This window comes from Staphylococcus sp. Y174-1 (genome assembly GCF_049897865.1).
Taxonomy (GTDB): Bacteria; Bacillota; Bacilli; order Staphylococcales; family Staphylococcaceae; genus Staphylococcus; species Staphylococcus saprophyticus.
On record NZ_JAFCXB010000001.1, the window covers coordinates 941368 to 967599 of the forward strand.

Annotated in this window: 29 protein-coding genes; 11 read left to right on the forward strand and 18 right to left on the reverse strand. The window is 33.2% G+C overall.

Annotated features, from left to right (window positions below; translation table 11 throughout):
- Positions 1-48 precede the first annotated feature (48 nt).
- The 8 genes from ACP7BT_RS04640 to ACP7BT_RS04675 all read left to right on the forward strand — a co-directional run bounded on the left by ACP7BT_RS04640 (position 49) and on the right by ACP7BT_RS04675 (position 7528).
- Complete coding sequence (locus tag ACP7BT_RS04640) at positions 49-2466, forward strand: Na+/H+ antiporter subunit A (protein ID WP_041079606.1); 2418 nt, start codon at positions 49-51, stop codon at positions 2464-2466.
- Positions 2447-2875 carry a Na+/H+ antiporter Mnh1 subunit B gene (gene mnhB1, locus ACP7BT_RS04645; RefSeq protein ID WP_011303515.1) on the forward strand — a complete coding sequence of 143 codons (429 nt, stop codon included), beginning with the start codon at positions 2447-2449 and terminating at the stop codon, positions 2873-2875. The genes ACP7BT_RS04640 and mnhB1 overlap by 20 nt, the downstream gene beginning before the upstream one ends.
- Positions 2875-3222, forward strand: a complete 348-nt coding sequence (gene mnhC1, locus ACP7BT_RS04650) for a Na+/H+ antiporter Mnh1 subunit C (protein WP_002483802.1) — start codon at positions 2875-2877, stop codon at positions 3220-3222. Before mnhB1 ends, mnhC1 begins: the two co-directional genes overlap by 1 nt.
- Positions 3209-4705 (forward strand): Na+/H+ antiporter Mnh1 subunit D, encoded by a 1497-nt coding sequence (gene mnhD1, locus ACP7BT_RS04655; protein ID WP_002483803.1) that lies wholly within the window; start codon positions 3209-3211, stop codon positions 4703-4705. Before mnhC1 ends, mnhD1 begins: the two co-directional genes overlap by 14 nt.
- 1 nt (position 4706) lies before the next feature.
- Positions 4707-5189: a Na+/H+ antiporter subunit E gene (locus tag ACP7BT_RS04660; protein WP_426303743.1), complete on the forward strand. Its 483-nt coding sequence runs from the start codon at positions 4707-4709 to the stop codon at positions 5187-5189.
- Entirely contained in the window at positions 5186-5479 is a 294-nt protein-coding gene (locus ACP7BT_RS04665; RefSeq protein WP_002483805.1) for a Na(+)/H(+) antiporter subunit F1, read from the forward strand. Before ACP7BT_RS04660 ends, ACP7BT_RS04665 begins: the two co-directional genes overlap by 4 nt.
- Positions 5457-5813: a Na+/H+ antiporter subunit G1 gene (locus ACP7BT_RS04670; protein WP_037538893.1), complete on the forward strand. Its 357-nt coding sequence runs from the start codon at positions 5457-5459 to the stop codon at positions 5811-5813. The genes ACP7BT_RS04665 and ACP7BT_RS04670 overlap by 23 nt, the downstream gene beginning before the upstream one ends.
- A 557-nt stretch (positions 5814-6370) precedes the next feature.
- The gene (locus ACP7BT_RS04675; protein WP_002483807.1) at positions 6371-7528 is read left to right on the forward strand and encodes an NAD(P)-binding domain-containing protein; all 1158 of its coding nucleotides are present in this window, start codon (positions 6371-6373) and stop codon (positions 7526-7528) included.
- Positions 7529-7695: 167 nt separating this feature from the next.
- On the opposite strand, the gene ACP7BT_RS04680 is transcribed toward ACP7BT_RS04675, so the two are convergent.
- From ACP7BT_RS04680 to ACP7BT_RS04705, 6 genes are all read right to left on the reverse strand, one after another.
- Positions 7696-8073: a hotdog fold thioesterase gene (locus ACP7BT_RS04680; protein WP_002483808.1), complete on the reverse strand. Its 378-nt coding sequence runs from the start codon at positions 8071-8073 to the stop codon at positions 7696-7698.
- A 30-nt stretch (positions 8074-8103) separates the two neighbouring features.
- On the reverse strand, positions 8104-9420 hold the full coding sequence (locus ACP7BT_RS04685) for a Na+/H+ antiporter family protein (protein ID WP_037538895.1): 1317 nt from the start codon (positions 9418-9420) through the stop codon (positions 8104-8106).
- A 250-nt stretch (positions 9421-9670) separates the two neighbouring features.
- On the reverse strand, positions 9671-11152 hold the full coding sequence (locus ACP7BT_RS04690) for a M17 family metallopeptidase (protein ID WP_041079608.1): 1482 nt from the start codon (positions 11150-11152) through the stop codon (positions 9671-9673).
- Between the two features lie 241 nt (positions 11153-11393).
- Complete coding sequence (locus tag ACP7BT_RS04695; RefSeq protein ID WP_037538897.1) at positions 11394-12602, reverse strand: NAD(P)/FAD-dependent oxidoreductase; 1209 nt, start codon at positions 12600-12602, stop codon at positions 11394-11396.
- 234 nt (positions 12603-12836) lie between these two features.
- Positions 12837-13196: a HesB/IscA family protein gene (locus ACP7BT_RS04700; protein WP_002483812.1), complete on the reverse strand. Its 360-nt coding sequence runs from the start codon at positions 13194-13196 to the stop codon at positions 12837-12839.
- A gap of 12 nt (positions 13197-13208) precedes the next feature.
- Positions 13209-13445, reverse strand: a complete 237-nt coding sequence (locus ACP7BT_RS04705; RefSeq protein WP_002483813.1) for a YuzB family protein — start codon at positions 13443-13445, stop codon at positions 13209-13211.
- Between the two features lie 420 nt (positions 13446-13865).
- On the opposite strand from ACP7BT_RS04705, the gene ACP7BT_RS04710 reads away from it, so the two are divergent.
- A complete protein-coding gene (locus ACP7BT_RS04710) occupies positions 13866-14930 on the forward strand; it encodes an NAD(P)/FAD-dependent oxidoreductase (protein ID WP_002483814.1) in 1065 nt (354 codons plus the stop codon).
- A 144-nt stretch (positions 14931-15074) separates the two neighbouring features.
- Here ACP7BT_RS04710 and ACP7BT_RS04715 read toward each other — a convergent pair whose 3' ends face one another.
- Positions 15075-15386, reverse strand: a complete 312-nt coding sequence (locus ACP7BT_RS04715; protein WP_002483815.1) for a YuzD family protein — start codon at positions 15384-15386, stop codon at positions 15075-15077.
- A 107-nt stretch (positions 15387-15493) separates the two neighbouring features.
- Between ACP7BT_RS04715 and ACP7BT_RS04720 the strand changes: the two genes are divergently transcribed.
- A complete protein-coding gene (locus tag ACP7BT_RS04720; protein ID WP_002483816.1) occupies positions 15494-15736 on the forward strand; it encodes a NifU family protein in 243 nt (80 codons plus the stop codon).
- Positions 15737-15985: 249 nt separating this feature from the next.
- On the opposite strand, the gene dltD is transcribed toward ACP7BT_RS04720, so the two are convergent.
- The 8 genes from dltD to ACP7BT_RS04760 form a co-directional block, all read right to left on the reverse strand.
- Positions 15986-17134, reverse strand: coding sequence for a D-alanyl-lipoteichoic acid biosynthesis protein DltD (dltD, locus tag ACP7BT_RS04725; RefSeq protein ID WP_011303526.1), 1149 nt, complete (start codon positions 17132-17134; stop codon positions 15986-15988).
- Positions 17131-17367: a D-alanine--poly(phosphoribitol) ligase subunit 2 gene (dltC, locus tag ACP7BT_RS04730; RefSeq protein WP_002483818.1), complete on the reverse strand. Its 237-nt coding sequence runs from the start codon at positions 17365-17367 to the stop codon at positions 17131-17133. Before dltC ends, dltD begins: the two co-directional genes overlap by 4 nt.
- Positions 17368-17386: 19 nt before the next feature.
- A complete protein-coding gene (gene dltB, locus ACP7BT_RS04735; RefSeq protein WP_041079610.1) occupies positions 17387-18601 on the reverse strand; it encodes a D-alanyl-lipoteichoic acid biosynthesis protein DltB in 1215 nt (404 codons plus the stop codon).
- Positions 18598-20061, reverse strand: a complete 1464-nt coding sequence (gene dltA / locus ACP7BT_RS04740) for a D-alanine--poly(phosphoribitol) ligase subunit DltA (RefSeq protein ID WP_041079611.1) — start codon at positions 20059-20061, stop codon at positions 18598-18600. The genes dltB and dltA overlap by 4 nt, the downstream gene beginning before the upstream one ends.
- A gap of 14 nt (positions 20062-20075) precedes the next feature.
- Positions 20076-20222 carry a teichoic acid D-Ala incorporation-associated protein DltX gene (locus ACP7BT_RS04745; RefSeq protein WP_011303529.1) on the reverse strand — a complete coding sequence of 49 codons (147 nt, stop codon included), beginning with the start codon at positions 20220-20222 and terminating at the stop codon, positions 20076-20078.
- 375 nt (positions 20223-20597) lie between these two features.
- Positions 20598-21557 (reverse strand): 2-hydroxyacid dehydrogenase, encoded by a 960-nt coding sequence (locus tag ACP7BT_RS04750; RefSeq protein ID WP_002483822.1) that lies wholly within the window; start codon positions 21555-21557, stop codon positions 20598-20600.
- 10 nt (positions 21558-21567) lie between these two features.
- The gene (locus tag ACP7BT_RS04755) at positions 21568-22347 is read right to left on the reverse strand and encodes a TIGR01457 family HAD-type hydrolase (RefSeq protein ID WP_041079612.1); all 780 of its coding nucleotides are present in this window, start codon (positions 22345-22347) and stop codon (positions 21568-21570) included.
- 6 nt (positions 22348-22353) lie between these two features.
- Positions 22354-22785, reverse strand: coding sequence for a DUF86 domain-containing protein (locus tag ACP7BT_RS04760; protein WP_002483824.1), 432 nt, complete (start codon positions 22783-22785; stop codon positions 22354-22356).
- A 148-nt stretch (positions 22786-22933) separates the two neighbouring features.
- On the opposite strand from ACP7BT_RS04760, the gene ACP7BT_RS04765 reads away from it, so the two are divergent.
- The gene (locus tag ACP7BT_RS04765; RefSeq protein WP_002483825.1) at positions 22934-23200 is read left to right on the forward strand and encodes a DUF3055 domain-containing protein; all 267 of its coding nucleotides are present in this window, start codon (positions 22934-22936) and stop codon (positions 23198-23200) included.
- 126 nt (positions 23201-23326) lie between these two features.
- On the opposite strand, the gene ACP7BT_RS04770 is transcribed toward ACP7BT_RS04765, so the two are convergent.
- The 3 genes from ACP7BT_RS04770 to ACP7BT_RS04780 form a co-directional block, all read right to left on the reverse strand.
- Positions 23327-23716 (reverse strand): YutD family protein, encoded by a 390-nt coding sequence (locus ACP7BT_RS04770; protein WP_037538900.1) that lies wholly within the window; start codon positions 23714-23716, stop codon positions 23327-23329.
- Between the two features lie 152 nt (positions 23717-23868).
- Positions 23869-24810: a lipoyl synthase gene (gene lipA, locus ACP7BT_RS04775; RefSeq protein ID WP_002483827.1), complete on the reverse strand. Its 942-nt coding sequence runs from the start codon at positions 24808-24810 to the stop codon at positions 23869-23871.
- An 81-nt stretch (positions 24811-24891) separates the two neighbouring features.
- Positions 24892-26211 carry a bifunctional metallophosphatase/5'-nucleotidase gene (locus ACP7BT_RS04780; RefSeq protein WP_041079614.1) on the reverse strand — a complete coding sequence of 440 codons (1320 nt, stop codon included), beginning with the start codon at positions 26209-26211 and terminating at the stop codon, positions 24892-24894.
- Positions 26212-26232: the final 21 nt, after the last annotated feature.

A 26232-nucleotide genomic window follows, 5' to 3' on the forward strand; every position in this document is an offset into this window, starting at 1 on the left:
ATTCATGTATAATGAATTTATAATAAATTTTAAAAGGAGGATAATATAATGAGTTTGTTACATATAGCGGTACTATTACCGTTGATATTTGCACTCATTATTCCATTTGTATATCGGTTCTATAAACGGATACATTTAGGATGGTTTGTGTTACCTATCCCCGTCGTCTTATTTATATATTTTTTATCATATATTTCAACAACGATGTCAGGCAATACCATTATGGAAAAAGCAAATTGGATGCCGCATTTTGGTATGAACTTTAATTTGTATGTAGATGGTCTTGGTTTATTATTCAGTTTACTTATAACTGGCATTGGCTGTTTAATTATACTGTATTCTATAAGCTATTTAAGTCGACAAGAGCAATTAGGACATTTTTATTGTTACCTATTGCTTTTTATGGGTGCAATGTTAGGTATTGTATTATCAGATAATTTAATTATCTTATATTTATTCTGGGAATTAACTTCATTTTCAAGTTTCCTTCTTATTTCATTTTGGCGTGATAAACAAGCCTCAATTTACGGAGCACAAAAATCAATGCTCGTTACTGTATTTGGCGGTTTATCACTTTTGGGTGGTATTATCTTACTTTCCATTGCCGGTGGAACAACAAGTATTCAAGAATTGATAAGTAATGCCTCAGAAATCCAAACAAGTCCATTTTTTATTTTCTCTATGATTCTGGTATTAATTGGTGCAATGACTAAATCTGCACAATTTCCATTTTATGTTTGGTTACCAGATGCGATGGAAGCACCAACGCCTGTTAGTGCATATCTTCACTCAGCAACTATGGTTAAAGCTGGGCTTTACTTAGTGGCACGTATGACACCTATATTCGCAGTGTCTCAAGGTTGGATTTGGACAGTGACTGCTGTTGGCCTCATCACACTATTTTGGGCATCATTAAATGCAACAAAACAACAAGATTTGAAAGGGATACTCGCATTTTCTACTGTATCTCAACTAGGTATGATTATGGCAATGCTCGGTATAGGCGCAGTAAGCTTTCATTTTGAAGGTGCTGAAAGTCAAATTTACATCGCAGCATTTACGGCAGCCATCTTCCACTTGATTAACCATGCTACCTTTAAAGGTGCACTATTTATGATTACTGGTGCTGTTGACCATTCAACTGGTACCCGTGATGTCAAAAAACTGGGCGGTTTATTAACCATTATGCCTATTTCGTTTACCATCACATTAATCACTTCTTTAAGTATGGCAGGCATACCGCCATTTAATGGTTTTTTATCTAAAGAAAAATTTTTAGAAAGTATGATCGAAGTTACTAATGTAAACTTATTTAGTTTAGATACACTCGGTATTTTAATTCCAATTACCGCTATTATCGGTAGTGTGTTTACATTTGTATATTCAGTAAGGTTTATTGGCCAAATTTTCTTAGGTAGTTATAAAGAAGATAAATTACCTAAAAAAGCACATGAAGTTTCACCATTAATGCTCATTTCTCCGTCAATTTTAGCCATTTTAGTTATCGTATTTGGGTTATTCCCTGCGATACTTTCAGGTTCTATTATAGAACCCGCGGTGAATGCAATTGGTCAAACAACAAATTCGACAGCGGAATTTCATATGTTCTATGGCTTTACACCAGCCTTCTTCTCTACATTAGGCATTTATATTGTTGGTATTGTATTAATCATTACATTCAGTTATTGGATTTATTTATTACAAAAACAACCAACTAAACTGACAATTAATTACTGGTATAATAAATTAGGAGATGTAACACCTAGATACTCTAGCAAATTTACAGATACGTATGTTACTGGATTCACACGTAATAATTTAGTCATTATCTTTGCATCTCTCATTGTTATTGCCTTAGTTACATTATTAGTTACACCTTTCAATATTGATTTTAAAGATGTCAGTGCGATACGTCCTTTCGAATTAATTATTGTAGTGCTCATTATTACAGCAGCTTCAATGATTATTTTCGCTAAATCCAGACTATTCAGTATAATTATGGCCAGTGCTGTCGGTTATTCTGTTGCTATATTCTTTATTTTCTTCGGTGCGCCAGACTTAGCACTTACACAATTTGTAGTTGAATCCATTTCTACTGCATTATTCTTATTATGTTTCTATCATTTACCTAATCTAAATAGACATAAAGAAACACGTTCATTCAAATTGGTTAATATTGTTATTTCTGTTGGTGCTGGTATTGTCGTTACCGTACTTGGATTAATCGCTTATGGTAACAGACACTTCGGTTCTATCGCAGAATTTTATAAAACGCATGTCTATGACTTAGCACATGGTACAAACATGGTTAACGTCATATTGGTTGACTTCCGTGGTACCGATACATTATTTGAGTCTTCCGTGTTGGGTATTGCTGGATTAGGTGTTTATACCATGATTAAATTACGTGCGAAAAATGATAAATCTGATGAAGGGGGTAAAAACGTTGAACAGACAGAAGAATAATTTAATTTTTCAATATTCAGCAGTTGTTATCTTCTTCCTCATAGTAATGTTTGGTCTATCTTTATTCTTGGCCGGACACTATACACCAGGTGGTGGTTTCGTTGGTGGTCTATTGTTATCAAGTGCCCTCGTTATTATTACGGTCGCTTTTGATATTAAAACAATGCGTAAGATATTCCCTTGGGATTTTAAAATATTAATCGGTATCGGCTTATTATTTTGTTTAGCAACACCAATGGCAAGTTGGTTTTATAATAAAAACTTCTTCACGCATACGCCGTTTGAAATTCCATTAGGTATTTTACCACCAATGGAGATGCACACAGCTACTTTCTTTGATTTAGGTGTTATGTGTGCAGTTGTAGGTACAGTAATGACTATAATCTTATCGATTGGAGAGAATGAGTAATGGAAATATTGATGATTTTCGTATGTGGTATTCTCACTGCAATGAGTGTCTATCTCATTCTTTCTAAGAGTTTGATACGCATTATTATTGGGACTACATTACAAACACATACTGCAAACTTATTTTTAATTACAATGGGCGGTTTAAAAAAAGGTGAAGTACCTATATATGAGAAAGGTATTACTTCTTACGTTGATCCTATACCACAGGCATTAATTTTAACCGCTATTGTTATTTCATTTTCAGTCACAGCGTTTTTCTTAGTACTTGCTTTTAGAAGTTATAAAGAATTAGGCACAGACAACGTAGAAAGTATGAAAGGAGTGCTAGAAGATGATAGAGAGTAACTTAATCATTTCATTACTCGTCATACCAATGATTACTATTATCGCACTCATTTTCATTGGTAAACGTCCTAAAATCAAACGTTATGTTGCCTTAGCAGGTACGGCATTAACTTTAATATTCGCTTTTATTAATTTAAATAATGTTTTAAAAGATGGTCCAATTACTTTAGAGCTTGGTTCATGGGATGCACCTTATAGTATTGTCTTTGTACTTGATATATTCAGTACATTACTTGTCATCACAAGCCTCATCGTCACAATGCTCATCATTTTATATTCCTATCAATCTGTAGGTATTGAACGCGAAACATATTACTATTACTTCGCTGTTATGTTTATGCTAACTGGAGTCATAGGCTCATTTATTACCGGCGATATATTTAACTTGTTCGTATTCTTCGAGGTATTCTTGATGGCTTCCTATATTCTCTTAGTTATTGGCGGCACAAAAGTACAATTGAGTGAAACGATTAAATATGTTCTTGTAAATGTGACTTCTTCAGCATTCTTCGTTATTGCTGTAGCTATGCTTTATTCGGTAGTAGGCACGTTGAACCTTGCTGATATCAGCGAAAAGTTAAGTCAACTACCATCACAAGATAGTGGCATTGTAACCATTATATTTATTTTATTTATCTTTGTATTTGCTACAAAAGCTGGTGCTTTTCCAATGTATATTTGGTTGCCAGGTGCTTATTACGCACCACCTATTGCAATTATTGCCTTCTTCGGTGCCTTATTAACTAAAGTAGGCATATATGCCATTGCTAGAACTGCCAGCCTATTTTTTAGAGATACATCGAACTTTTCATTCTATACTATACTGTTTCTCGCCCTACTCACAATCATCTTTGGTTGTGTTGGCGCCATAAGTTACTTTGATACTAAAAAAATCATACTCTATAATATCATGATTGCTGTAGGTGTCATTCTTGTCGGTGTAGCGATGATGAATCAAACTGGTATGATGGGTGCGATTTACTATACGCTACATGATATGTTAATCAAAGCAGCCTTATTTTTCCTAATTGGTGTCATGTATAAAATTACAAAAACACATGACTTACGTAAATATGGCGGTCTTATTAAAGACTACCCAGTGCTAGGTTGGACTTTCTTTATAGCAGCACTTAGTCTAGCTGGTATTCCCCCTCTTAGTGGATTTTATGGTAAGTACTATATCGTTCAAGCTACTTTTGAAAAAGGATTTTATTTAAGTGGTATTGTAGTCTTACTTTCAAGTCTGGTTGTACTTTATTCTGTGATACGAATCTTTTTACAAGGGTTCTTCGGTAAATCAGAAGGTTATCAAGTAAATCCTAAATTACAATATAAAGGGATTCTTACTGTATCCATTGTTGCTGTCGTTATTTCTGTAATATTTGGACTTTCTGCAGATTGGTTACAACCAATCATTAAAGATGCAGCAGAAACGTTTTACAATCCAAGTGTATACACTGACAGCGTATTGGGGGGAAAATAAAATGGCGATTCAAATATTAGTGAATTTAATTTTGTCTGTATTTTGGTTATTTGTTACAGGTAGTTATAATTTTAATAACTTCATTTTAGGCTATTTATTCGCATTACTTTTAGTTTATATTATGCGTGGTGTATTACCGGGTAGATTTTATCTCATTACAGTATATAAAATCATAAAACTTTTCCTTGTATTTTTAATAGAACTCATCAAAGCCAATATCGATGTCATACGTATTGTCGTTAAACCTAACATTGATAATGAACCTGCATTCTTTACTTACAACACAGATTTAAAAAAAGATTGGCAAATTGTATTACTGTCCAATTTAATTACACTAACGCCTGGTACAATTGTTTTAGGAATTAGTGATGATCGGACAAAAATTTATATTCATAGTATCGATTTCAGTACGAAAGAAGAAGAAGTTGTAAGCATCAAGTCTTCCCTTGAAAAAGTGGTCAGAGAGGTAGGAGAAAATGAATGAACTATAATATCATATTAGTAATTGCATTAGTTATCGTTGCGTTGTCAATGCTAGGCATGTTAGTTCGTGTAATTATCGGCCCTTCTCTAGCTGATAGGGTTGTTGCACTCGATGCGATGGGTATTCAATTAATGGCCATTGTCGCCTTATTTAGTATTTTCTTAGGTACTAAATATATGATGGTTGCTATTTTATTAATAGGTATACTTGCATTCCTTGGTACAGCAGTATTTGCTAAGTATATGGATAAAGGTAAGGTGATTGAACATGATAACAACGATCGTCATTAGCATAGCGCTTATCTTGGTTATAATAGGTTCACTCATCAGTGCTCTTGCTGCCATTGGTATCTTACGTCTGGATGATGTCTATGCTAGAGCGCACGCGGCAGGTAAAGCTGCAACATTAGGCGCAATGTTATTAATCAGTGGTGTGTTCTTATTCTTTATTGGACGTGAAGGGTACGTTAATATGCAATTAATCATCGGTATCTTGTTTATTTTAATTACCGGACCATTAGCCAGTCACCTTATTATTAAATCTGCATATAATTTAAATACACCCGCTTCAAAAAGAACGAAGCACGATGAAATCAAAAAAGATTTAAAAAATACAAAATTATAATACAAGGTATTTTTAGAACTTGGAATATACCTATTCTTAAAATTGAGGAGTCTGGGACATAAATAGTTGTCTCAGACTCTTTTTCGTTTAGGCAGTATATGACTGAATTGAAAATGTAAAGTCTCACTGCTTTAAAGAATTACTTATTTTATGAAAATGAGTAGTTCTTATACAAAAGTATATGAGGTATGTCACATAAAAATGCTAGTGAGACTTATACATGAGCGTTAGCTCAGGTAAACCTTTATCCTAATCATACTTGCCTTGATTGCATAGGTGGGACTACGAAATCTCTATTAAAAAATTTGATTTCTGTCCCACTCCCCTCTTTGTTTTTAAAATCTTATGCACTTGACCACGCATCGCATGGTTATCAAAGTTATGTATCGAACTAAAATGCTCGTGCTCAAATTACGCGTCTATGCATCGACACTTTGTCTAGTCGTAATAAGATGCATGTAAATGTTCAAAAATGTTTATAACATACTATTGTCATCGTTAGCAGTCCATGATATATTAAATCGTAATTATTACGATTAAAAAAGGAGTGTTTTTATTTGTCATCATGGACAATTATCGGCGGTGGCATCCACGCCGTGACAATTGCAATCAAATTAAGATCGCTTGGTCTAGATTGCACAAAGTTAACAATTATAGACCCACATACCAATTTGTGTGAGCAATTTGATCATTTCACAAAAAGCATTGATATGCCTTATTTACGCTCACCATGTGTACATCATGTACATCCCGACCCTTTTCACTTAAAACAGTATGGTAAGAAAAAACAATACACCCATGCTTCATATGGTCCATATAAGAGACCGAATCGCGACATCTTTATGGAACATACACACGATTTAATACATAGCTACAATTTAAATGATTGTCACGTTCAGGGTACTGTTTCTCAAATTAAACGCGTACAATCGCAATGGCACATACTGTGTCATAATCAATGGATCAAATCAACACATTTAGTTATCGCATTTGGTTGCAATCATGACCCCTTTATACCTGAATTATTCCATAATCAACCAGATGTTACGCATATATTTCAAAACGAGCATTGTTCGACCCATCATGCATCTCAAATTATAGGTAGTGGCATTTCTGCTGCACACCTTACATTAAAATTATTAAAAAAGAATAACACTGAACCAATACATTTATGGATGAAAAAAGACATTACCATACATGACTTTGATGCTGATCCAGGCTGGTTAGGCCCCAAAAATATGAAATACTTTAGCCAAATGACATCTTCAAAGGCGCGCTTTAATTTGATTAAACAAGAAAGACACAAAGGCTCTATGCCAAAAGAACTGGAACTAAGATTAAAAAAATATATTGCACAAGGTCGCTTAATCATTCATAAAAATGAAATCACAGATATAGCCAACCATGCTATACATACGAAACAATATTGTATGTATTATGACCATTTACTACTTGCTACGGGTTTTAAAGAAAGTATCATGCAACAGCCAGTGATCAAACAACTTGTCGATAGTTACCAAGCCCCCATTACTCACTGTGGTTTGCCATCCATTAATGCTAATTTAGAATGGCTGCCAAATCTTTTTGTCAGTGGCGGCTTAGCTGATTTGGAATTAGGTCCATTTGCTAGAAATATTATGGGCGGACGAGAAGCTGCTTTACGTATTTCAGAAGTCTATGAAAAGACAACTTCAAACGACGCCACATTTATTTAAAACATAAAACTATGTCATCTAAATATATTGATTTACTTTAATCCTGAAATATAAAAAAGCGTCCAAGACATGTATTTTGTCTCGGACGCTTTCATTATTATTGCTATGATTTGATTAGAAAATAAAATGATTTGTGTTTGTTTTTCAATTTTATTGTAAAATATCTTTTAGCGTTTAAGCGGTTTAATCGCAATCGTTCCACGCATCACACAAATCAATCTATCTGTGTCATCTTTAATATCTATATTCCAAACTTGTGTTGTTTTTCCTTCATGAATAATTGTTGCTGTCGCATATATGGTTCCCTCGGTTGTTGAACCAATATGGTTACCATTCATTTCCAATCCAAGGGGAACATACTTTTCAGTATCGATTAAATAAGCAGCTCCCATAGAACAAGCAGATTCTCCGAGCGCAAGACTCGCACCACCGTGTAAATAGCCAAAAGGTTGTTTCACCTTATCTGTTACCGGCATTGACATCACCATTAATCCACGTTCTTGCTTTTCTACTTTAATATCTAAAGCATCTAGCATATTTTCCATAACGTATACCTCCTTTGCATAGAATTAATACTATAATATCATAGCTGCAATTGTTCCAAAAATAATCAATGGTATATTATAGAACACAAAATTAGGTATACATGTATCTCTAATATGATCATGCTGTCCATCAATATCTAAACCTGCTGTCGGTCCAAGTGTTGAATCACTCGCTGGTGACCCTGAATCACCTAAGGCACTCGCAGTACCTATTAATGCAATAAGCGCCATCGTACTTAAACCTAATGACTCTCCTAGTGGCACAAACAATGTGGCAATGATCGGTATTGTGGCAAATGAAGAACCTATACCTAATGTGACCACTAATCCAATAATATACATAACAATAATGCTCAATAATTTATTGTCTCCTACAACACCACTTAGACTATCCACTAATTTGCTGATATCCCCTGTTTCATTCATTACACCTGCAAAACCATTTGCAGATAATATGACTACGCCGATAAATGACATAATTTTGATTCCATCAACAAACTGTTTATCCAATTCCGTCCATTTATACGCTCTTGAAACAAAGAATACAAGCACACCTGCGAGCGCGCCAAATATCATTGAATCCGTAACGAGTTGTACTAAAAAAGTAGCTAAGATTGAAATCACAGTTACTATAAGTACGTAAGGTTTGATGACAATTGAATCATTATTTTTAATTTTTTTATGTTGGATATATTTTCTTGGTTTTCTATAATAATAAATACCTAATATCAACCCAACAATATAACCTAACGATGGGATAATCATAGCCTTCCAAATCATACCCATCTCAATTGGGTGATGTGCTTTGGTAAAGCCATTTTGTATGATTTGGTGGAAAATTTGACCAAAACCAAAAGGTAATAATACATAAGGCCAACACAAACCAAAACCAATGATAATAGCGATTTGTCTTCTGTCCACATTAAGTTCATTAAATAAACTAATTAATGGAGGTATGACAATTGGAATAAATGCAATATGTACGGGAATTAAATTCTGACTCATTATGCTCATGACAAGTAAAGCAATGATAATAATGATTTTCACTTTAACTCGTGACATCTTACTGTTTTCTGCATGAATTCCATCTATAATTTTATTCACTAAGAAGTCAGTAATACCACTATAAGAAATCAATGCTGCAAACCCACCAAGCAATGCATAACTAAGTGCCACCTCTGCACCATCTACTATATTTTTACCAAATACGGATACAATTTCAGAAACACTCATACCCGCTATTAATCCACCTACAAGTGCACTGACAAATAAACTAATAACTACATTTAATCTACATAAACATAAGACAATCATCAGTACAACGGCTATAACAACTGCATTTATCACAAAGCATAACTCCTTTATCACGTTATCGAACTAAAGTATCATGTGATTTATAATATCAATAACGATAGTACTTGTCAAACACATTATTAACTTTAATATTATTATTTAAAAGACTATGTAAACTTGGTTTATAAATCTATCTTTAAGTCATTGTCTTTTATAGACATTAATAACAAAAAAATGGACAACCATTAACGTTAATTACATCATGTTGCCCATTTTTTATAGTATTAAAATATTACAAATCTTACTATTTCAGATGACGCATCCATTCTACAATAGTAGGAACAAGATAACCTGTCGGCCCTTTAGGACCTTTATGTGTATGTTTATTTATCGTTGCTGGACCAGCTATATCAAAGTGCATATGTGGCGTTTCTCCCGCAAAATGATTAATAAATGTTGCCGCAAATAATGCCTTTCCTTGACCATTCGTATGGTTAACGAGGTCTGCAACATCACTATTTCTAATTAATTTTTGCTCTGTTGAAGTCATTGGTAATTCAAAAACAAATTCATCCATTTGACGTGCGCAGTTTAGTATATGTTGTAAAGTTTCATCTGCATTATGATTAAACACAGCCGCTTTATCATCGCCTAATGCCGCTACTGCAGCACCAGTTAATGTTGCAAAATCAAGAATCAATTTAGGTCGGAATTGATTCGCATAAAATACTGCATCTCCTAATACTAAACGACCTTCAGCATCCGTATTTAATACTTCAACCGATTCACCACTCAATGCAGTATATACATCATCCGGTTTCATCGCGATTTCATTAACCATATTTTCAGCAGCAGCAATAACACCAACAATATTAACCTTTAGTTCAAGTTTACGTGCTGCGTCAATCATGGCTACGACATTTGCAGAGCCACACATGTCATATTTCATAGTTTGCATACCTAATTTAGATTTAATAGAATAACCGCCAGAATCATATGTAATACCTTTTCCAACCAATGCAATCGGAGCATCATTTACGTTGCCACCGTTATATGACAAAGTAATGACTCTAGGACCATGCTTAGAGCCTTTTCCAACAGCATGTATTAAGCCAAATCCTTCTTCTTGAAGTGTTTTACTATCTTTTATATCAACGCTAACCTCAGTATGATTGAAATGTTTCTGTATCATTTCAGCATAAAAGCTTGGTGTCAATATATTAGGGGGTATATTACTATAATCTCTAGCAATATTGATGGCTGATGCAATAGCTTGTCCATGTTCAATTGCAGCTTCTATACCCCCTTCTTTGGAAGTACTGATATCTAAATCGATTTGATATGGTGCAGATTTATCGGTTTTATAATTATCAAATTCATAAATTGACTGCATACTTTGTTGACCTAATATTTCAGCAATTGTTTCTCTTGGTAACTCATGCGCTTGAAATGTATCAAACAATAATGAAACATGACTAATTCTGTTTTTCTTTAAATATTGAAATAAATGACCAAATACTTTTAAATAATCACTGTGATGGGTTGATTTTACATTACCTAAGCCAACCGTAATTAATTTTACAAATTTATCATTTAAATTGATCATTGTTGTAGAAATAGCAGCAATATTTGTACTTATAATTTGATGTTGCTTTAATGTTTTAAGCTTGTCATTTAAGTTTTCATTTCCAACGACTACTGTTTCTAGTTGATTTAAATGCTCAGGTACTCCGATTACTAATGTATCCGTGTCACTTTCTTGATGATTACTAATATTAAATTTCATAATAGTTTCTCCTCTTTTCTGCTTAATTAATATCTTATATTGTTTATGTAATTTTCAAAATTTCTATTTTCTGTAGATTAAAAACAGAAATTATATTTGTCTAAAGTAATTTCTTGATACTGCTTATGTAATTCAAATAAAAACATCTATATGCTTAATGAGGCCGGAACATAATGATATGTCCCGGCCTCATTGCATCTCATACGACACATTCAAAAATGTATCTCAATGGATTTATTTATTAAAATTTACCTTTTTTAAACGCTAAACCAATACCGCCAAGTTTGAATACCGCACGTGTATCGATTACTTTCTTCATGAAGGCAGCTTTTTTACCTTGAATATCTCTGCCATAAACAACACCAACGCCATCATGAGCGCCTAATGAACATACAGTACCGCGATCAACGTATTCAAATTCGTTTGTAGGTTGACCTTCTAAAATGTTTTTAACATTTTTAGCTGTGTGTTCACCTTGTTGCATAGCAATTTGTGCTGTAGTTGGTAATGGACGTTCTTCTCCTGCAGGAATAAACGCAGAACAATCACCAATAACAAAGATATCATCGTATCCTTCAATTGTTAAATCTTGTTTAGTAACAATACGTCCACGTTTAACGCCTTCAAATGACTCTTCCATTAATTTGCTACCACGCACACCAGCAGCCCATACTACTGTATTAGCTTCTAATTGTTGTTCTTCATCATTTACTTTTACTACGAAACCTTTTTCGTTAGCAGCAACGATTGGTGTACCAATTTTAAATTCTACACCTTTGTTTTCTAAGTAATTTACCGCATGATTAACTAATTCATCAGAGAACATTGGTAACATTTTTGGTGCTGCTTCAACACAAGTGATTTTCACTTTGCTTTGTTCTACACCATATTTGTTACATAATTCAGGAATACGGTCTGTTAATTCACCTAAGAATTCCACACCAGTAAATCCAGCACCACCAACAATAATAGCTAAATCTTTATCATCTTTTTGTTTTGAAGATGCATAATTAGCAAACTTGTCTTCAATGTGACGAGATAATTTACGTGCAGTTAATACATTTTCAATTTGGAAAGCATAATCTTTCATACCTTTGATACCAAATGTTTCACTTTCGAAACCTAATGAAACTACTAAAATATCAAAATCAAAGATTCCAGCGTCAGTTTCAACTTTTTTAGCATTGCGATCAATTTTAGTTACTTCTGCTTTTACAAAGTTAACTTTATCTTTGTTAACAACACTTTCAACTGGATATAGTAAATCTTCATAGCTAATTGTACCTGCTGAAGCTTCATGTAACCAAGTTGCTTCATAGTGGTAGTCATTTTTATTAATTAATGTAACCTCAGCCTCATCTGCTGAAATTTGCTTTTGTAATTTTGTAATAGTTTGTAAACCAGCGTAACCAGCGCCTAGAACTAATACTTTTTTACGATCTTGAGCCATTTCATTCACCTAAGCTTTCATAATTTTTTTGTTGCAATCGTCTTTTATTTACCCAATCTTTAAAAAGTAATTCACAAAAAAGACAATTTTCATCCAATACCAATTTTATAGTTTTTATCGTTGATTTTCAAGCGCTAACGACCATATTGTTTATTATTTCACATAAACGTACAAAAGACTATAGTTTACACTTATTGTTTAAGTGAACCATAGCCTTTTTATCAATTTATTTAATTAGCAATCTTCAGGCGTCCCAGCCACTTTAGCAGTTCTAAACGAACTACCGCAACCACATGCTGCAATGGCATTCGGGTTATCTATTTGGAAGCCGCCTCCCATTAAAGATTGTTTAAAATCGATTGTCGTACCATCTAATACTGGTTTATCGTACTTATCAACTAATACTTTCAAACCATGAAATTCGAATATTTCATCGTTCTCGCCAGGTTCTTCTTCAGCAGACATGCCATAAGTTAGGCCTGTACACCCACCACCATTTACTTTCACTTTTAAATAGCCATCAGGCATATCGTTCTGTTGTAACATGTCTTTAACTTCATAAGCTGCTGACTCTGTCATATTAATCACTGTCATAACAATTACCTCCTAAAAAATCCATGTTTCTTCTATATGTGCGTATATTTTTTGTAATAAATCATCTGGAGATTCACCTTCAACGATATCACCATTCACTAATGCATACAAGCCGCTAGAACATATACCACAATTTTGTAAACACCCATATTCTAAAACATCTATGCCTGGATCATTTTCAAGCTGATTGTATACATAATCTCCGCCCTTCGCTAAATTCGAAATGCAGAACTCAACTATTGGATTCATATTACACCCTCTCATTAATTATCAGTTAGACAATTATAACAAAAACACTGGGGCTATATCTACATACTAGCTTACAGAAATTTTGATTAACGCTTCAATTCATCATTGAGTTGACCTTTATCAATGTATGCCCAGTCTCAATCACATTTGATTATTTGATTTTCAAAGTTAATATTTACTTATCTAAAAATTTTGTAATGACAAATTAGAATGCGTCTACTTTATTTGTAGTAGTAAACAAAAAAGCATATAATATATCTAAGTAAGCTGATTATAGAAAATTGGTATATCGATGCAGAATAAAACATGATTTAATCACATTTTATTTACATTGAAGTGCAATGGACATGTTCTACAATGATTTAAAAATTTATCATATCTTTTCTGCTCAATACAATTTTTATTAGAGGGGTATCACAAATGAAAAACTTAGTATTACTAGGTGGTGGCTATGGTAATATGCGCATCATGTCTCATATTTTACCATCAGCACTTCCAGAAAATTATTCAATTACATTAATTGATCGCATGCCATACCATGGTTTAAAACCAGAATTTTATGAATTAGCTGCGGGAACAAAATCTGACAAAGATATCCGCATGAGTTTTCCTGATTCAGATAGAATCAATAACGTTTATGGCGAAATTACTGATATTAATTTGGATGACCAAATCGTATCTGTAGGGCACACCAAGGTTGATTATGATGAACTTGTTATCGGACTTGGTTGTGAAGATAAATATCATAATGTGCCAGGTGCAGAAGAATACACACATAGTATTCAAACACTTTCTAAATCGCGTGAAACATTCCATCATATTAGTGAACTTCCAAATGGTGCTAAAGTAGGTATTGTAGGTGCAGGTTTAAGCGGTATCGAATTAGCTAGTGAATTACGTGAAAGTCGCAGTGATTTACAAATTTTCCTGTATGATAGAGGAGAACGTATTTTACGTCGTTTCCCTGAAAAATTAAGTAAATATATAGAGAAATGGTTCAAAAAACATGATGTCACAGTTGTACCAAACTCTGATATCAACCGTGTTGAACCCGGTTGTATTTACAATAATGACGTACCAGAAGAACTTGATTTAATCGTGTGGACTGCAGGTATCCAACCAGTAGAATTAGTTAGAAACCTACCTATTGATATCAGTAAAGGCGGGCGCGTCATTTTAAATCAATATCATCAGGTGCCTACTTACAAAAATGTTTACGTGGTCGGCGATTGTGCAGATTTACCTCATGCACCAAGCGCGCAATTGGCGGAAGCTCAAGGTGATCAAATTGCTGATGTGATGAAATTACAATGGCAAAACAAACCACTTCCTGAAAAAATGCCAGAAATTAAAATTCAAGGTTTCCTTGGATCACTTGGTGATAAAAAAGGGTTCGCATACATTATGGACCGCACCGTTACTGGTCGTCTAGCTTCTATCTTAAAATCAGGCGTCCTATGGATGTATAAATACCATAACGGTTAAATCGTTTTGAAGCTCCAAACTAAGCCTTTTATCTTGGCTTAGTTTTTTATCAAATATGCTAATGATCACTGAGATCAATATATTTACAGCTAATTTTAGAGGCGTCTAGGACACATCATCAAATGACCTAGACGCCTTCTTTTTTTACTGTAATTCCATAAATTTAGTAATATCTTTTAACTGAACATAACCATCTGAAACATATTCGTCATTCATCGTAACTAAGGGATAAAATAATTCATCCTCTTGGATGCGTTCAATATATTGTTGATCATGATCTGTTAGATTTTCTACATCTTTTTCTATATCGATATACGTAAATTCAAATTGTTTGTCCGGATATTTACGTTTTAATAAAGGCTGTAACCAATCAAATGTGTTACGAGAAGTAGGTGCATTGACACAACTCGCACATACAACATCTGCTCCATAAACAACGACGCTCACTTTATCCATATATCTTTCTCCCCTTTTGTTTTGATTTATAGATTTTTCCCTATTTTTCTATTATAATAAAAAGATAAGTAGAAAATGAAATAATTTACTTGAAAGGAGGCATTTTTATGCCAACTGAAAACGTAACGATGTTTGATCAAGTAGCAGAAGTTATCGAAAAACTACGTCCCTTCCTATTACGCGATGGTGGCGACTGTTCACTTGTAGATGTAGAGGATGGTATTGTTAAATTACAATTACATGGCGCATGTGGTACATGCCCAAGTTCAACTATCACATTAAAAGCAGGTATCGAACGTGCTTTGCATGAAGAAGTACCAGGAGTAATCGAAGTAGAACAAGTATTCTAATTGATAGACTTACTATATATATAATAACATCAAAAATTGAATGGCTTTCGAACACTTTTTAACCTAGAACACGAAAACTGTGTACTAGGTTTTTTAATTTTAATATTTCACCATCCATTTTAAACTAAATGTTTTATACACTTATAATATGACATTATTTAGCTTATTTTACGTTTTAAACCCATTAAATAATCCTTTCAAAAATTCACATAAACTGTGAAATTTGAAAGGATTGTTTAATTTTATACGTTATTTTTTATGCATGTGTTGTTCAATACGTTCTGCGATATCAACCCAGCCTTTCCAGCCAATATGCACCGCATCACTTACCACATATGGTTCATAATCTTTATCGGTCATATTATAGGTATGTCCACCATGATCAATAATCGTATTGTCAATCTTGTCATATATTTTTTGACGTCTCTCTTGTTTGATTCCGATGTGATCATACCATTTACCATTAGAAGGTAAAATCACATATTCAACATCTGCGCCACCTTCACGTAACGTATCTACAAGTAATTTTAAATCATTAAATTCAGGAGAATTTTGTCTGAATTCGTAATTTCGGTTAATTTTACGTTTATGCTGTTTGATTAAACCCCAATATTCATCTCGAATACCAAATTGATTTGACTTGGTACGCGCTTCACCGTATGATTCCGCTGCTGACTCAATGTTATGCCACGAACTATTTTTATGTGTAACAGGATCGATATGTGATAAAGGAGACGTTCTTAATGGATATATTGATTTAATTGCTTCAATTTTTTTCAATTGATTATCTTGAAATTTTGAAAGATATTGAGTTTCTTTTGGCATATGGCCTGCTGCTACTTTTTCTAAATAAGGTCTGTTTTCAACATCTTTGAACTGTAATAAACGTTTCGCATAACGTTGTTTCAACTTAGGGCTTAATTGATTTTGATTAAATAATCTATTTAATTGTCCCTTTGAAATTCGTGCTTTGAAATTATCATGTGTTAATCCATGTTTTGTAAACCACTGTGGTGACACAATAAAGGCCATCTTTTTGCCTCTTAAGTTTTCATATTGCGAACCAAGTTCCACGGCATTGACTAAGTCGGTTGATCCACCTGTCCCAATTAAAAACGGTTGCTTCGGAACATCTTTTCTACCATTTAGTAAAAACGCCGGGTTAAATGGATCATCTTTTTCTAATTCACTGGACCCATAAATAGGATAATATGCATTGGATTGATACATTTTATCTTGTATTAAAGTACCTTTTAATACTTGATCAGTCAGAGCAACACGTTGCGTAGCTAATGTTTTGGAATTGATTAAACCAGTAAACCAACTCGCTGGCAACATTACAAAGATGCCAAATAGCACAAGACTTACAATGATTGGTATAAATGGTTTTAGTTTCATCGTAATTCTTCTAATACCGCTACAATCTTATTAGGTGTCGCCCACTCATCTCTGTCAAAATCCATAATTGAAACTTCAATATCTAATTTATTTTGAATTTCTAGTAATAACCCTACCGTTTGGAATGAATCAATAATACCTTCCTCGAATAATTCCACATCAGGATTTTCCTTAATCACATTAGTCTCAGCTACTTCAGTTAATAAATCTAATACTTGATCTCTAAATTCCATAATATTTTCCTCCTAAATTTTAAAACAATTTCCCAGAAAAGATGAAAAAGCCAAATGTTACAAAATGGAATGTAACGATAATACTTAATAGTGCCGTAAATTGATTTGACCATTTTGGCGGATGTTTTTTACGCCATTTTTCATAATAACCATAACCAATAAATAAAACTGCATGATATAAGCCATACAAAATATAATAAACTTCAATGCCATGCCAAATTCCCATTATTAAAAAGTTTAATGAAAAGGCAATATTAGACATCGTGAACTGACTTTTTAACAATCTCTTTTTCGACATAAAGAATAACGATCTCATATAAATACAATCTCTAAACCAGAATGACAATGACATATGCCATCTATTCCAAAAATCTTTAATATTCTTTGCTTTAAAGGGTTGTTTAAAGTTTTGCGGTGTTTGTATTCCATATAAATAACTAAAGGCCATAGCAAATAAAGAATAACCAGCAAAGTCAAAAAATAAATACAGACTATACGCATACATATAAAGCCATTTAGCAGTAAAACTATTAAAATCCAACAACAGTGGGTTTATAGCATAAACTTGAATTAAATAGGCAATGATATATTTATATAAAAATCCAAGCATAATATAATGAATTGCCTTATGTAATAATTCTTGATATTGGTCACTGGATGGAATCTTTGCTTCATCTTTAACAAATCGTTTATAACGATCTATCGGACCTGATGAAATGGTTGGAAAGAACGATATAAATTGAAATACTTTCGATACTTTAACTTCTTTAATCGAACCATCTCGTATTTCCATTAATAGTTGTACACTTTTGAACGTGACGTATGAAATACCTAAAAAACCAATAAATTCAATAACTTTATTTTCATGTAATTTCAATTGTGCTGCACCAAACCACGAGCTTTGCATGACTTTGACAACCACTAACGGCAATATCGATAAAACAATAACGACAAAAAATTTACTGAATGTATTATTTTTTGCACGTGATTTCCAGTAAAACATGATAATGGCTACTTGCCAGAGAATGTATAAGATAAAATTAATTAACTGTACACTTAAAAATGATAGTCCAAAAAGATTGTGTTTTTCTGAAGAAAAAATGACAACAATCATCACCATGGTACTGATACCATTATAAATTCGACTTCTCTTGCCAACTAACCCCATGATAATGACAGGTAATAGTACAATGAACGCTATGAGAAAAAATGTAAATGTGCCATATGGAATCATGCTTGTATATCCTCAGCGATTTGTTTTCTATCTAGTTTTCCATTTGCCGTTAATGGAAATTTATCTTTAAATATTATTTTTTTAGGAATCATATAATCTGGAATTGATTTTTTAAGCGCTTGTTTAATGTTATGTATCATAGCTTGTTCAGCATCGATATCTACTTCCTCATTTAAAATGACTACACCTTGCAATTGCACAACTTTACTATTTTTATAAATTGGAACAACAACCGCTTCTTTTATTACATTAACCTGTCGTAATTGAAATTCAATCTCTTCTAATTCCATACGGTAACCATTAAGTTTAACTTGAAAATCTATGCGACCATTGATAAACCATTGCTCATGCTTCTTCGTAGCTTTGTCACCTGTGTAATAACTTGGCTGTCCATTGGATGTTTTAAATACCGCCTTAGTGCACATTTCATCTTTAACGTATCCAGCACTCACACATTGACCAGTTATCACTAACTCGTCATTCTCAGCTAAAGACAATATTGTGCCTGGTCTCGGTACGCCAACAGGTAATGGATTATATTGATTTATGATATCTTCAGTAATCCGTATGCTTGTAACTGCAACCGTTGCTTCAGTAGGCCCGTATGTATTGTAAATATACGCAGATGGGAATCGCTGTAATAACGTTTTTGCCGTTCTATGTGGCAAAATTTCACCACAGAAGAAAAATTCTTTCAAACTATCATATTGATTTTCTGAAAGATTTGGTAACATTAAACACATTTCCATAAATGAAGGCGTTGAGACCCATACATTAATGCGTGTTACTTCTAGCATTTGGTTTAATAGTTTAGGCTTATTAATCATTGCTTTGTCTACTAAATTTAACGTGCCTGCCGTAGCTAAACATGGATAAATCGCCATTACTGATAAATCAAATGAAAAAGGCGCTTGATTTAACCACTGTTGGTTTTCACCTAATTGATTGAGGTCGACCATCCACTGCGTAAACTGATTTAAACTATCATAACGAATTTGTACACCTTTAGGTTCACCTGTTGAACCAGAAGTAAAAATCGTATAAGCAATATTTTTATCTTCAATCAGCGCATTAAATTTAATAGATGTATCCATGTCATTAAATATATTCAAATCAAAAATATGATTATGTTTTATGTCTAATAAACTTTCTGTCGTATTTAAAATATAGTCAGGTTCTACTTTTTCAATAATAGAACTAATTCGATCTTCAGGCATTGAAACATCTATGGGTACATAACCACAACCTGCTTTTAAACTTGCAAGCATCCCTACAATCATATAAGGCGACATATGTCCATATACGATCAATGGACTTTGACTGTCTTTTATTAATTCTGCTAGTCCATTCGTATATTGATTAAGTTCTCGATAATTGATTGTTTCATCATTATGTCTTATTGCAATATGGTCGGGGTAATTCTTTTCATTTTCAATTAATGAATATACAATATCTTTCATAATTTTCTCCTCGATTAAAATTCATTATAAATAAAGTTATTATGCGTATCTCCAGAACCGTAAATTAAGTATAAGGCTATAAAAATAGCAAGATATAATAATGTTAATAACCATGGCTTCATTTTTTGATAGGTAGGTTTTTTATTCATTTCTTTACTCATCATCCACCTCTTTTATTATTTATACTATTATTTTTTTATTACATAATAATATTTTTTGATTGTAAGGCTATTTACAATATTTTAACATTTTACCAACTTATTATACATTTTTTATGATGGTCTGACAATCGAATAAAGTATTTTATATATAACAAAAATGTTAGATGGTTTAAAATATTAAAATGCTCAAAATACAATTATATTTAATGCACTTATAATCAGTGAAACTAAACGGTTTAAAAATCAGTTATCTTTATACATCAGTTTTTTGCTATCAAAAAAAGAGCCCGCAAACATCCATAGATGTTCGCAGACTCTTTTTAATTGGGACGTATGTATTGAAAGTCCCAATCCCTAAATACAAGATACTTTTTATTATTTTATTGGTGTTTTAGGATGTAAATTGTTTAATACTAATCGAATATTATCAACGCATAGTTGAATCATACGATTTCTTGTTATTACAGACGCACTACCAATATGAGGTACAATCACGGCATTAGCCATCGCTAAGAGTGGATGTTTCATATCTATCGGTTCTTCACGTAGAACATCTAAACCACAAGCTGCGATGTCACCATTTTCTAAAGCAGCGATTAGTGCTTGTTCATCGACAACTGCGCCGCGTCCTATGTTGATAAAAATCGCATCGTTTTTCATTTTTTTAAATGCTGTAGCATTAAATTTATTTTGAGTTTCCTTTGTGAGTGGTGCTGTACATATTATAAAATCGCTATGTTCTAATAATGTATCAAATGGTACATACAATGCCCCTAACTCTTTTTCGGCATCTTCATGTCTAGAGCGATTATGATACATGATTTTAGTATTAAAGCCCTTTAATCTTCTAGCAAAAGCTTTACCAATATCACCCATGCCATAAATACCCACATTCGCATTAATCAAGTCTTTGCCCGCAAACAAATATGGGCCCCAACTTTGCCACTCGCCATTTTGAACATATTTCTCAGCTTCTACAATTCGTCTTGCTACTGCCAACATTAATGTGAATCCTAATTCTGCAGTCGTTTCAGTTAAGACACTCGGTGTATTCGTTGCGATAATACCTTTATTATTTACGAGATCAATATCAATATTGTCAAAACCAACTGCCATATTTGCAATAATTTTCAGGTTAGGTGCTGCTTCCAGGGCTTCTTCATCTATTTTTTCACTCAAAGTTATAAAGCAAGCCGTTGCATCTTTGATGGCATCTAAAAATTGCGCTCTAGGCATCGGAATAAGTGACTCATCCCACATTTCTACTTGTCCAAGCGCTTCTAATTGTTCTATAAAAGGTTGCGGAATTTTTCGAGTAACAATGATTTTATCCATACGAACACTCCTATTTTTCAAGTTCTTTAATCACTTCATTTAAATCCTTAAAAGTATAAGTCGGTGGTACTGATTTTTTCTCTATTTCTTCTTTAGTTGTGACACCAGTTTGTACATGAATCGTGTCTATATCAACATTAATACCAGACATAATATCTGTATCATATAAATCTCCTACCATCGCTACATCTGAACGGTCTAAGTCTAAAATTTCTAAGGCTTTATTCATAATAATCGGCTCTGGTTTGCCAATAAATACGGGTTGGACACCTGTCGAAACTGACACGACACTTGTAATCGCTCCATTACCTGGTAAAAATCCTCTCTCTTTTGGTATAGAGACATCTTGGTTTGTTGAGATAAACTTAGCACCATTTCGCACACCTAACGTTGCAGTTGAAAGCTTTTCGTAGGTAACTTGCTCATCTAAACCAACCACTACGTAATCCACGAATTCATCGTCTTTGAGTACCAATCCTTGTGCAGTTAAAGCATTGGATAACCCGCTTCCACCTAACATGTATACAGTTGCTCCAGGTGATTCTTCTGCGATAAATTCTGCGGTTGCCAAAGCTGATGTAACAACTTCATCAGCTTGTGCGACAATACCCATTGTATTTAATTTTGATACTACTTCTTCTGGTTCTTTCGTTGAATTATTTGTCACGTATAAATGTGGAATATCTTGATTATTTAAGTAAGAAATAAATTTGGCTGCTCCATCAATTTCTTCATTCCCTTTATACATCGTTCCATCTAAATCGATTAAATACGCTTTATAATTTTTCATTATGACTTATTCTCCTTTTTTACCAAAAGCTGTGATTGGAACATTTTCATTTTTTAAAAACTGAATTACTTCATCAATATAACTTTGATAAAATGGCACTGCTTCATCAAAGATGGGTATCAATGTCGTCGTATTAAGTTCATCATAATAATGAACAAATTGCTTTCTTACATCAACGGTTTGATTAATTTGATGTTGTGTATCTTTAGATATCACTTTTTCTAACGCTAAAATATCTATAACATCCTTATAATTACCAGGATCTCTAAGTATAAAGCCGTCTATAATCATATTACCAATGTCTACCGCTGATTCAATAAACATTTGCGCAATACGTTCAAATGCATAATGATTATCTTTATGGCTAGGATAATCTTGAATTAATTGTTGTAAATAATTTAATTTAGTATTCAATTGTTCTTTATTAACAAAATACATTTTAGTCACCCCTATCCATCTCATCATACCATAACTTTGCAGACAAATTCATTTATGGTTATACTGTAAATCAAGACTTTTAGTAAGATCAAAATTGCTTTAAATAAGCTAATTTAAACTAAATACTTATATTGTTAGGAGCCTAAACATGATTGATATGTATCTATATGATGATGATGAATCTGCACAAGCCCAATTTGTTGGTTTTGTTGGTGAACACAGCCGTTATGATTTAATGCTAGTTCAAACCAACCGCCATTTTGGGAAAACAATCGTCCTTAATATGCAAACAAATAAATTTGGCATTATTGGCACAGATGACTTAGAAGAAGAAGGCTATATCGCACATATTCTTGGTGTGTCTGAAATCGAAGGTAACGAGATTACAGCATATTTAAATGAAGTCATTCAATAACATGATGCCATAGTACTTGCACTATGCCTCAAAATATTAATCAATAAAAACAAACCAAAAGCGTATAATCGCCTTTGGTTTGTTTTGTTAAAATGGAAATATCTATTCACTGTTTGCCAGCTTATATTATTTCTCTGATTGTTGGATACTGGGCTGAATTTTAACATCATGCAGTTTATCTTCTTCAAGTATCGCGTCACTTTCTGTTGTTTCGCTTTCATCTAACTGTGTCTTAATTTCACTTTCTGGAATACGTCTTAAAATAAAGTAAGGACAGCCAAAATTACAATACTCTAATAGATAATCTTGTATTGTTGAGAATCGTTTACTTAACTCTGCCTTTTTATTATTATCATTATAAAACCCTTTTAATCTCAATTGGTCATATCCAAAATCACCAACAATGAAATCATACTTATCCAAAATATCTGAGTATCTGTTGGCAAATGTTTCTTCTTCAAAACACGCTCTATATTCCTCTATTATCTCAAAGTATTGTCCATTTACTTTTATCATATCATTCACCTAATCTATGTCATTTCATAAACTCAATTATAAATAATAAAATATTAAAATGACTCACATATTTATATCATATTTCTAATAAAGACTTAGTTCATATAGTGCGATACACGCAATCATCTAAAATGAACTAAGCCTTATTTTAATTAGTTATTCGTATCTGTACCAATTTCATTACCAAGTTTTTCTTCTCCGATGCGGTGTCTTTCTTTTGCAGCTTCATTTACTTGTTCATCTGCATGATAAGAACTTCTTACAAGTGGACCAGCTTGGCAATGTTTAAAACCTTTATCCATTGCTACTTTTCTTAATTTACCAAATTCTAAAGGTGTGTAATATTTTTCAACTTTTAAGTGTTTACGTGAAGGTTGTAAATATTGACCTATTGTCAAAATATCCACATCATTAGCACGAAGGTCATCCATTGTTTCATAAATTTCCTCGTGTGTTTCACCTAATCCCACCATTAAACTTGATTTTGTAGGAATATCAGGTTGTAATTCTTTAGAACGTCTCAAGAACTCTAATGTACGATCGTAAGTCGCTCTAGCACGAACTCTCGGTGTCAAACGGCGAACTGTCTCGATGTTATGGTTTAAGATATCCGGTTTTGATGCCATTAATGTTTCTAATGCATCATAATCTCCGCCCATATCTGAAGGTAAGATTTCAATTGATGTAAATGGATTACGTTCACGTACTTTACGCACTGTTTCAGCGTATACATTTGAACCTGCATCTCTTAAATCATCACGCGCAACTGCAGTAATAACAACATGTTTTAAATTCATTAACTCTACAGATTCTGCCACGCGTTCTGGCTCATCTAAATCTAATTCGTTAGGTAAACCAGTCTTAACTGCACAGAAACGACAAGCTCGTGTACAAACTGCACCAAGAATCATAAATGTTGCAGTACGACGCTCACCCCAACACTCGTGTATATTAGGACACTTTGCTTCTTCACAAACTGTATGTAAATTCTTTTCGCGCATCATTTTCTTAAGACCAGTATAATTTTCGTTAGTATTTAGTTTTATTTTTAACCAATCTGGTTTACGTAAAATTTCTTCATTTTTAGTAGCCATAACATGACAATCCTCCCGATTTGAAATCTCTAATCATTATAACGAAATTTCCAACAAATTAAAACGTATTATTACAACAATTTAATATTCTAACAATTTTTCCTTGAAAATATCTCGTAAAAACTCTGGCATTAAGTAATCTATGGCTTGGTCTTTTAACATTGGGAAATATCTACCAAATGTATACATATCAACTGTTCCTAAGATATACGTGCCATCATTATCTATTTCTTCACCATTGATAAAATAACGTGATTCCGATTCGATAAATCCAAGGTTATATAAAATATAACCGCCAAAAATATCACCCCTAAAACCCAAACCTTGCGCATGTTCATTCAAATATTCTTGCTTTTGACTTTTAATAATTACTTGCTTTAATTCTTGACCACTTAATTTAATACGCACTGCGTTAATTGGATGCGGTAACATTTGATGAATATCATATTCTGTAATTTGATTACCATCAATTCCTTGTACAATTAAACCAGCATTAATAATCGTACAATCTGCATTCGTAAATTCAAACAAACTCTCTGCTAGCATATAAGATGTTTGTGAAATCATGTTCGTTCTTCTAGGTAATTGGATGGGATAATCTATGACAGCGTCACTAAGGAGTGCCTTGCCTTCCGCTTCAAAATGTGTTTCTACTTCAGGCAGCTTTTCTATAGGGTGAATCGTTGCTTCTTTATGCACTACAACATTATCTTCAATCTCTAAAGTAACCTCACCTAAGAAATAACCATATTTACCTGCAGCTGCCATAAGCACGCCATGATTAAATTCACCATTTTCGAAATAATGATGCGTATGACTTCCTAAAATCAAATCAATTTCAGGTATTTCTTGACATAACTTTTCGTCAAAAAAGACCCCTACATGACTCATAATAATTAATAAATCATAAGCACCTTCATTAGCACTTATCTCGTCTTTAATTGCTTCTAATGGATTCGTCACAACCCAGTCTAGCGCTCTATAAAACGGCGTAAATGGAGCTGTAGCAGCCACAAATAATATACGCACACCATCTATTACCTTAATAAATGATGAAGAGATATTATTTGGTAATTGACCGCGTTCATCAAAAACATTGGCACAAGTCACATCAAATTTTGCATTATCGTATAATGTGTTTAATGCATCATGAGATATCGTCATACCTTCGTTATTACCAATCGTAGCCAAATCACAATGTGCATCATTTAATAATTCAACATTTTTGATACCCATCGTTGCCTCAGTCACAGGCGCTGACAAATCAACGTGATCACCTATATCTAAGTAGAGCGAGGGATGATTCAATTTAGGTCTCTCTTGAGCTAAATACTCAGTGATACGTGCGTATTCATGTAGATGACTGTGTATATCATTCGTATGATAAATTGTTAATTTCATCTATGTTTTCCCTCCTCTTAT